General features: G+C 58.7%; 7 protein-coding genes. All 7 read left to right on the forward strand.

Annotated features, from left to right (window positions below):
* Positions 1–38: 38 nt before the first annotated feature.
* The 7 genes from atpG (at position 39) to BLP82_RS12455 (ending at position 8370) form a co-directional block, all read left to right on the forward strand.
* Entirely contained in the window at positions 39–899 is an 861-nt protein-coding gene (gene atpG, locus BLP82_RS12425) for a F0F1 ATP synthase subunit gamma (protein ID WP_072343713.1), read from the forward strand.
* Positions 900–926: 27 nt separating this feature from the next.
* Complete coding sequence (gene atpD / locus BLP82_RS12430) at positions 927–2303, forward strand: F0F1 ATP synthase subunit beta (protein ID WP_003187186.1); 1377 nt, start codon at positions 927–929, stop codon at positions 2301–2303.
* A 45-nt stretch (positions 2304–2348) separates the two neighbouring features.
* A complete protein-coding gene (locus BLP82_RS12435; RefSeq protein WP_072407653.1) occupies positions 2349–2774 on the forward strand; it encodes a F0F1 ATP synthase subunit epsilon in 426 nt (141 codons plus the stop codon).
* 115 nt (positions 2775–2889) lie between these two features.
* Positions 2890–4257 carry a bifunctional UDP-N-acetylglucosamine diphosphorylase/glucosamine-1-phosphate N-acetyltransferase GlmU gene (gene glmU, locus BLP82_RS12440; RefSeq protein ID WP_092167973.1) on the forward strand — a complete coding sequence of 456 codons (1368 nt, stop codon included), beginning with the start codon at positions 2890–2892 and terminating at the stop codon, positions 4255–4257.
* A 206-nt stretch (positions 4258–4463) separates the two neighbouring features.
* Positions 4464–5240, forward strand: a complete 777-nt coding sequence (locus BLP82_RS12445) for a DeoR/GlpR family DNA-binding transcription regulator (protein ID WP_060739917.1) — start codon at positions 4464–4466, stop codon at positions 5238–5240.
* Position 5241: 1 nt separating this feature from the next.
* Entirely contained in the window at positions 5242–7074 is a 1833-nt protein-coding gene (gene glmS, locus BLP82_RS12450; protein WP_092167977.1) for a glutamine--fructose-6-phosphate transaminase (isomerizing), read from the forward strand.
* Positions 7075–7230: 156 nt separating this feature from the next.
* Complete coding sequence (locus BLP82_RS12455) at positions 7231–8370, forward strand: TniQ family protein (RefSeq protein WP_092167981.1); 1140 nt, start codon at positions 7231–7233, stop codon at positions 8368–8370.
* Positions 8371–8858: the final 488 nt, after the last annotated feature.

Here is an 8858-nt window from a genome sequence, read left to right on the forward strand (position 1 = left end):
GCCGCAAGGCTCCCGCTTGCTAACCTGATAGGTGTTACATGGCAGGCGCAAAAGAGATTCGCAGTAAGATTGCGAGCATCAAAAGCACGCAAAAGATTACCAGCGCCATGGAAAAAGTGGCGGTCAGCAAAATGCGCAAGGCACAAATGCGCATGGCTGCTAGCCGTCCTTATGCGGAGCGCATCCGCCAGGTGATTGGTCATCTGGCCAACGCCAACCCGGAATACCGCCACCCGTTCATGATCGAACGCGCCGTCAAGCGCGTCGGTTACGTTGTGGTGAGCAGTGACCGTGGTCTGTGCGGTGGCTTGAACACCAACCTGTTCAAGGCCCTGGTCAAGGACATGGCGGTAAACCGCGAACAAGGCGTCGAGATCGATCTGTGCGTGGTCGGTAGCAAGGGTGCGGCTTTCTTCCGCAACTTCGGCGGTAACGTCGTCGCTGCTATCAGCCACCTGGGTGAAGAACCGTCGATCAATGACCTGATCGGCAGCGTCAAGGTGATGCTGGATGCTTACCTGGAAGGCCGGATCGACCGCCTGTCCGTGGTATCCAACAAGTTCATCAACACCATGACGCAACAGCCGACCGTGGAGCAGTTGATTCCACTGGTGGCGACCCCGGAACAGGAACTCAAGCACCACTGGGACTATCTCTACGAACCGGATGCCAAGGAGCTGCTTGACGGCTTGATGGTCCGCTACGTGGAGTCGCAGGTCTACCAGGCGGTGGTCGAGAACAACGCAGCTGAACAAGCGGCGCGGATGATCGCGATGAAGAACGCTACCGACAACGCCGGTGATTTGATCAGCGATTTGCAGCTGATCTACAACAAGGCGCGTCAGGCTGCGATCACCCAAGAGATCTCGGAAATCGTCGGCGGCGCTGCCGCGGTTTAACGGTTCAAATATTCAGAGGATCCAGCTATGAGTAGCGGACGTATCGTTCAAATCATCGGCGCCGTTATCGACGTGGAATTCCCACGCGACAGCGTACCGAGCATCTACGACGCCTTGAAGGTTCAAGGCGCCGAAACCACCCTGGAAGTTCAGCAGCAGCTGGGCGACGGCGTGGTTCGTACCATTGCGATGGGCTCCACCGAGGGCTTGAAGCGCGGTCTGGACGTCAACAACACTGGCGCAGCCATCTCCGTACCGGTCGGTAAAGCGACCCTGGGCCGGATCATGGACGTACTGGGCAATCCGATCGACGAAGCTGGCCCGATCGACACCGAAGAGCGCTGGGGCATTCACCGTCCTGCGCCAACCTTCGCTGAACAGGCTGGTGGCAACGAGCTGCTGGAAACCGGCATCAAGGTTATCGACCTGGTTTGCCCGTTCGCCAAGGGCGGTAAAGTCGGTCTGTTCGGTGGTGCCGGTGTAGGCAAGACCGTAAACATGATGGAACTGATCCGTAACATCGCCATCGAGCACAGCGGTTATTCCGTGTTCGCCGGTGTGGGTGAGCGTACTCGTGAGGGTAACGACTTCTACCACGAGATGAAGGATTCCAACGTTCTGGACAAAGTGGCACTGGTCTACGGCCAGATGAACGAGCCGCCGGGAAACCGTCTGCGCGTAGCCCTGACCGGCCTGACCATGGCCGAGAAGTTCCGTGACGAAGGTAACGACGTTCTGCTGTTCGTCGACAACATCTACCGTTACACCCTGGCCGGTACCGAAGTATCCGCACTGCTGGGCCGTATGCCTTCGGCAGTAGGTTACCAGCCGACCCTGGCTGAAGAGATGGGCGTGCTGCAAGAGCGCATCACTTCCACCAAGCAAGGCTCGATCACCTCGATCCAAGCGGTATACGTACCAGCGGACGACTTGACCGACCCGTCGCCAGCGACCACCTTCGCCCACTTGGACGCCACCGTCGTTCTGTCCCGTGACATCGCTTCCCTGGGTATCTACCCAGCGGTAGACCCACTGGACTCGACTTCGCGCCAACTGGACCCGAACGTGATCGGCCAGGAGCACTACGACACCGCTCGCGGCGTTCAGTACGTGCTGCAGCGTTACAAGGAACTGAAGGACATCATCGCGATCCTGGGTATGGACGAGCTGTCGGAAGCCGACAAGCAGTTGGTAAACCGTGCTCGTAAGATCCAGCGCTTCTTGTCGCAGCCGTTCTTCGTGGCTGAAGTCTTCACCGGTGCCTCGGGTAAATACGTTTCCCTGAAAGACACCATTGCTGGCTTCAAAGGCATCCTCAACGGTGACTACGACCACCTGCCAGAACAAGCGTTCTACATGGTCGGCGGCATCGAAGAAGCGATCGAGAAAGCCAAGAAACTGTAATCCCGGCGCCCGGTAACGGGCGCTAATTTAGGTTGAGGCAATCAGATGGCTATGACAGTCCATTGCGATATCGTCAGTGCGGAAGGGGAAATCTTCTCCGGTCTGGTCGAGTTTGTGGTTGCGCACGGTGAGCTGGGTGATCTTGGTATCGCCCTGGGTCACGCACCGCTGATCACCAGCTTGAAGCCAGGTCCGATTACTCTGACCAAGCAGGGCGGGGAAAGGGAGGTGTTCTACATCTCCGGTGGTTTCCTCGAGGTTCAGCCGAACATGGTCAAGGTTCTTGCCGACACCGTGCAACGTGCTGCCGACCTGGACGAAGCCTCCGCTCAGGAAGCCGTCAAGGCTGCCGAGAAGGCTCTGAACGAAAAAGGCGCAGACTTCGACTACGGTTCTGCTGCCGCACGTCTGGCCGAGGCCGCAGCCCAGCTGCGTACCGTCCAGCAGATCCGCAAGAAGTTCGGCGGCTAAGCCGTCTGCTTTCTGTGCGATTGATTAAAAAGGGTAGCCTCGGCTACCCTTTTTTCTTTTCCCCACATTCATTACCTGGTCGCAGCCGCTGACCACCCAGGATTGGTAGCCAGTCATGTCTCTTGAAATCGTTATCCTCGCGGCCGGCCAAGGCACCCGCATGCGTTCGGCGTTGCCCAAGGTCTTGCACCCGGTCGCCGGCAATTCCATGCTCGGTCATGTTATCCACAGTGCCCGGCAACTTGATCCACAGCGCATTCACGTGGTCATCGGCCACGGTGCCGATGCGGTACGTGAACGCTTGGCGGCGGATGACCTGAATTTCGTTCTGCAGGACAAACAACTGGGCACCGGCCATGCCGTGGCCCAGGCCGTGCCGTTCATCACGGCCAATACGGTGTTGATTCTCTACGGCGACGTGCCGCTGATCGAAGTCGAGACCTTGCAGCGCCTGCTCAAGCACGTCGCCCCGCAGCAGTTGGGTCTGCTGACCGTCGAGCTGGATGACCCCACCGGTTACGGCCGCATTGTGCGCAACGCCGACGGCCAGGTGACGGCGATTGTCGAGCAAAAGGACGCCAACGAGGCACAGCGCGCGATCACCGAGGGCAACACCGGAATTCTTGCCGTGCCGGCCGAGCGCCTGGGCGACTGGATGAGTCGTCTGTCGAACAACAATGCCCAGGGTGAGTACTACCTGACCGATGTGATTGCCATGGCCGTTGCCGATGGGCTAGTGGTCGCCACCGAGCAGCCGCTGGACGCCATGGAAGTGCAGGGCGCCAACGATCGCCGGCAACTGGCGGAGCTGGAGCGCCACTATCAATTGCGCGCCGCCCGCCGCCTGATGGCCCAAGGCGTGACCCTGCGCGATCCGTCCCGTTTCGACGTGCGTGGTGAAGTCAGCGTGGGTCGCGACGTGGTCATCGATATCAACGTCATCCTCGAAGGTAAGGTCGTCATCGAAGACAACGTGGTCATCGGCCCGAACTGTGTGATCAAGGACAGCACCCTGCGCAAAGGCGTGGTGATCAAGGCCAACAGCCATCTCGATGGCGCGGTCATGGGCGAAGGCAGCGACGCCGGCCCGTTCGCGCGGTTGCGTCCAGGCTCCGTGCTGGAAGCCCGTGCCCATGTGGGTAACTTCGTCGAACTCAAGAACGCTCATTTGGGCGAAGACGCCAAGGCCGGCCACCTGACCTACCTGGGTGACGCTGAAGTCGGCGCCCGCACCAACATTGGCGCCGGCACCATCACCTGCAACTACGATGGCGCCAACAAGTGGAAAACCGTAATGGGTGACGATGTCTTCATCGGCTCCAACAACTCCTTGGTGGCGCCTGTGGATATCTCCAGCGGTGCGACCACGGCGGCCGGTTCGACCCTGACCCAGAATGTGGATAACGGCCAATTGGCGGTGGCGCGCGCGCGCCAACGCAACATCGACGGCTGGAAGCGGCCGGAAAAAATCAAGAAGCCCTAAGTTATCCACAACCCCTGTGGGAGCGAGCTTGCTCGCGATAGCGGTGTATCAGGTAAAGCTGTATTGCCTGGCCTGGCCCCTTCGCGAGCAAGCCCGCTCCGACAGGGATGAGAGGATTTCTGAATTTTTCTTTTGGCGCCTTGACGATATCGTTGCAATAGGTTTTGATTGCTTACGTTATCTTTCGAATCGAAACTTAAGCCGCCATGTCGAAACGCAATACGCCACAGCGCCGTCACAACATCCTTGCTTTGCTCCAAGAGCAGGGTGAGGTCAGTGTGGATGAGCTGGCCAAGCGCTTCGAAACCTCGGAGGTTACGATTCGCAAGGACCTCGCCGCCCTGGAAACCAATGGCCTGCTGCTGCGTCGCTACGGTGGCGCGGTGCCGATGCCGCAGGAGTTGGTGGCCGATAACGGGCAAACCGTCTCCAAGTACAAACTCGCCATTGCCCGGGCCGCCGTGAAGCGGATCCGCGAACACGCGCGGATCATCATCGACAGCGGCAGCACCACCGCCGCCATGATCCCCCAACTCGGCCAGCAGCCGGGCCTGGTGGTGATGACCAATTCCCTGCACGTCGCCAATGCCTTGAGCGAACTGGAGCACGAGCCGGTGCTGTTGATGACCGGCGGCACCTGGGACCCTCACTCCGAGTCGTTCCAGGGCCAGGTGGCCGAGCAGGTTCTGCGTTCCTACGACTTCGACCAGTTGTTCATCGGCGCCGACGGCATCGATCTGGTTCGAGGTACCACCACCTTCAACGAACTACTGGGCTTGAGCCGCGTGATGGCTGAGGTCGCCCGGGAAGTGATCGTGATGGTGGAGGCCGACAAGATCGGCCGCAAGATCCCCAACCTGGAGCTGCCGTGGAGCAGCGTCCATACCCTCATTACCGATGATCGCCTGCCCGTAGAGGCCCGCGATCAGATTCAGGCCCGCGGCATCACCGTGATCTGCGCGCCTGTCAGCCAGGAGAAATAGCATGTGTGGAATTGTCGGCGCCGTTGCTGAACGCAACATCACAGCAATCTTGCTCGAAGGCCTCAAGCGCCTGGAATACCGCGGCTACGACAGCGCCGGTGTGGCGGTGTTCACCCACGACGAGAAGCTCGAGCGCATGCGTCGTCCGGGCAAGGTCAGCGAACTGGAGCAGGCGCTGGACGCCGAGCCGCTGCTCGGTCGCCTCGGTATCGCCCACACCCGTTGGGCCACCCATGGCGCGCCGTGCGAGCGTAACGCTCACCCGCATTTCTCCGGCGATCTGGCGGTGGTGCACAACGGCATCATCGAAAACCACGAAGCCCTGCGTGAACAGCTCAAGGCGCTTGGTTATGTGTTCACTTCGGACACCGACACTGAAGTCATCGCCCATCTGCTCAACCACAAGCTCAAGGACCTGGCGGACCTGACCGTGGCCCTCAAGGCCACCGTCAAGGAGCTGCACGGCGCCTATGGCCTGGCGGTCATCAGCGCGAAACAGCCTGATCGCCTGGTCGCGGCCCGCAGCGGCAGCCCATTGGTGATCGGCCTGGGCCTGGGGGAAAACTTCCTGGCTTCCGATCAGTTGGCGCTGCGTCAGGTCACCGACCGCTTCATGTACCTGGAAGAAGGCGATATCGCCGAGATTCGCCGCGACAGCGTGCAAATCTGGGACATCGACGGCAAAGCCGTGGAGCGCGAGACCGTTCAATACCGCGACGGTGCCGAAGCCGCCGACAAGGGCGAGTTCCGCCACTTCATGCTCAAGGAAATCCACGAACAACCGGCCGTGGTGCAGCGCACCCTGGAAGGCCGGATGAGCCAGAACCAGGTGCTGGTCCAGGCGTTCGGCCCACAGGCGGCCGAACTGTTCGCCAAGGTGCGTAACGTGCAAATCGTCGCCTGTGGCACCAGCTATCACGCCGGGATGGTCGCCCGTTACTGGCTCGAAGAACTGGCCGGTATTCCGTGCCAGGTCGAAGTGGCCAGTGAGTTCCGTTACCGCAAGGTGGTGGTGCAGCCGGACACCTTATTCGTCACCATTTCCCAGTCCGGGGAAACCGCCGACACCCTGGCGGCCCTGCGCAACGCCAAGGAGCTGGGTTTCCTCGCCAGCCTGGCGATCTGTAACGTTGGTATCAGCTCGCTGGTGCGCGAGTCCGACCTGACCCTGCTGACCCAGGCCGGCCGTGAGATCGGCGTGGCATCGACCAAGGCGTTCACCACGCAACTGGTGGGCCTGCTGCTGCTGACCCTGTCCCTGGGCCAGGTCCGCGGCACGCTGGGCGAGGGCGTCGAGGCCAAACTGGTGGAAGAACTGCGCCGCCTGCCGGCCCGCCTGGGCGAAGCCCTGGCCATGGACAGCACGGTGGAAAAAATCGCCGAACTGTTCGCCGAGAAGAACCACACCCTGTTCCTCGGGCGTGGCGCGCAATTCCCGGTGGCGATGGAAGGGGCCTTGAAGCTCAAGGAAATCTCCTACATCCATGCCGAAGCCTACCCGGCCGGTGAACTCAAGCACGGCCCGCTGGCGCTTGTGGATAACGACATGCCGGTGGTCACCGTGGCGCCGAACAACGAGCTGCTGGAAAAGCTCAAGTCCAACCTGCAGGAAGTGCGCGCCCGCGGCGGCCAGTTGATTGTCTTTGCAGACGAGCAAGCCGGCATGACCAACGGTGAAGGCACCCACGTGGTGCACATGCCGCACATCCACGACATCCTGTCGCCGATCCTCTACACCATCCCGCTGCAGCTGCTGTCGTACTACGTCGCGGTGCTCAAGGGGACGGATGTAGACCAGCCGCGGAATTTGGCGAAGTCTGTGACGGTGGAGTGAGTCGTCTACCAAGAGCGAGGTGCTGATTTTAGAGAATTAAAGCTGTCGCAGGAGAATTAAACCTGTCGCAGGAACCGGTGAGGGCACCCGCCTCGGTTCCTGCTACACCTCTCCGCCTCCCCCCCGACCTTCCTGTCAGCCTCGCCGAGCCGTTTGATGTTGTTACGAATACAGAAAGATGAATCCCTTCGTTCGTATGTGGAACGAAATCTTTTCGTCCCCAATACAGTTTTTGATAATGACGCTGCGGAAAGTTTCTCTCGCTGCAATTGGAATTCTACACAAGTAAAACTAATTGCAGATCTCCTTGGTTGGCATGGTTGCTATGGCTTCAACAAACTGCTTCATCAACATACTGACTATCCTTGGGAAGTCGTGCTTAAGTCAAGGTTTAACTATTCTTATTCAGATGATGCGTACTTATCTAAACAGAGAAACTTCGACAGCTTGTCGACAGTGAGGGCCTATTGCCCTGTCTGCGCTAAAGAGGACAAGCAGAGTCTGGGCTATTCATATTGGCGTCGTATACATCCTGACGTTCAGGTGTGCGCTAAACATAATGTTGTATTGTTGAAGACATGTCAGTTCTGCAACAGGCCGTTTGCCAGGGGGGGCCATGTCGTGAGCGTCATGTGGGGTGGGTGCGCCGGCCGCCACCTAGGCGAAGCGCAGCCCGTGGTTAACCGCAACCTAGGCGCACTACGCTTGGCACAATTCTTCGACCAGGTTTGTCGCACTGATGACCACATATACATCGACACGGCAGCGGCAATAATTGAGGGGAAGCTAGTTAATTGTGTAGCTAATCCTACCGCTTTGGGGGAGTTGGAAGATGTTTCCGGGTTTGGGCACTATATCAAACGCTCCCGGATAAATGACCCTTGTGTGCCCTGGAAATATTACGCTCTCACCAAGAAAATAATTGAGCTTGCTCTATCATTATATGAATCATTTGATGACTTTAAACATGACTGCCATCAACTGGAACCTAATGCACCGAGCATCCGTTCTTTTTGGGATACATACTGTTGCTTTAGTTCAAACACGCAAATTTTCGTCCGGGAAATTTACGAGCTTGGTGTCGCCGAATGGTTGTGGCCAGCTTTTGAGCACTTGAGCCGTGACCCGACTTATCGGAATTCTTTCCCTATGGTATGGAACCCGGAGAGCGATCTTTGCTGCATTCCTTCTGACATGCATCCCTCACGCAATCATTACGATGCACCCTGCCCAGGAGTGCGCCGCTTGACACGGGATGAGCTGGTGGTCATGACTGAGATGCCTACCCAAGGGTGATGTACTACCGGCCGGCACTCTGTCGAAGGGGGCGAAGCCCTTGCAGTGGGGTTAGCCTATCCCCAGCAGCAATCATTTGGCGGAGGCCATATGGCATGGATGGTTCTTTAGGGCTCCCGCCTCTCATCACCCATTGGATGCTAGTGCTTCACCCACCGCTGTTTTTTCGCTCGTACAGATTAGATTTTGGGCCAAGAAACTAGAGTCCCAGGCGGGCGCCTCATTGCAATTGACTGGCTAGCAAGGCCTGCGTGCGGGTTGGATGGGTGTCCTCCTGTCGGTTGCTCGCACACGCAGATGGGTATCTGCCGGTTTTCGATCGTGTCCCAGGAAGTGGTGTAACTCATCATGGTTCTAGCCATTGAGCTTGCCGTTTAGTTGATCACGGCCGACAGCTTGGCCTGTGGATTATCGCTGACCGCCTCGAAGGCTTCCAACTGCATGTAGCGTCGTTGCAGGCACCACTCGTCGTTCTGCTCCAGCAGCAT

Origin of the sequence: Pseudomonas sp. NFACC37-1, from assembly GCF_900101575.1 — a bacterium.
In the GTDB taxonomy this organism is placed as follows: domain Bacteria; phylum Pseudomonadota; class Gammaproteobacteria; order Pseudomonadales; family Pseudomonadaceae; genus Aquipseudomonas; species Aquipseudomonas fluorescens_AA.

Excerpts from the sequence above, each read along its gene's own strand:
- atpG (WP_072343713.1), top strand. The coding sequence starts at position 39 with ATGGCAGGCGCAAAAGAGATTCGCAGTAAGATTGCGAGCATCAAAAGC.
- atpD (WP_003187186.1), top strand. The coding sequence starts at position 927 with ATGAGTAGCGGACGTATCGTTCAAATCATCGGCGCCGTTATCGACGTG.
- BLP82_RS12435 (WP_072407653.1), top strand. The coding sequence starts at position 2,349 with ATGGCTATGACAGTCCATTGCGATATCGTCAGTGCGGAAGGGGAAATC.
- glmU (WP_092167973.1), top strand. The coding sequence starts at position 2,890 with ATGTCTCTTGAAATCGTTATCCTCGCGGCCGGCCAAGGCACCCGCATG.
- BLP82_RS12445 (WP_060739917.1), top strand. The coding sequence starts at position 4,464 with ATGTCGAAACGCAATACGCCACAGCGCCGTCACAACATCCTTGCTTTG.
- glmS (WP_092167977.1), top strand. The coding sequence starts at position 5,242 with ATGTGTGGAATTGTCGGCGCCGTTGCTGAACGCAACATCACAGCAATC.
- BLP82_RS12455 (WP_092167981.1), top strand. The coding sequence starts at position 7,231 with ATGTTGTTACGAATACAGAAAGATGAATCCCTTCGTTCGTATGTGGAA.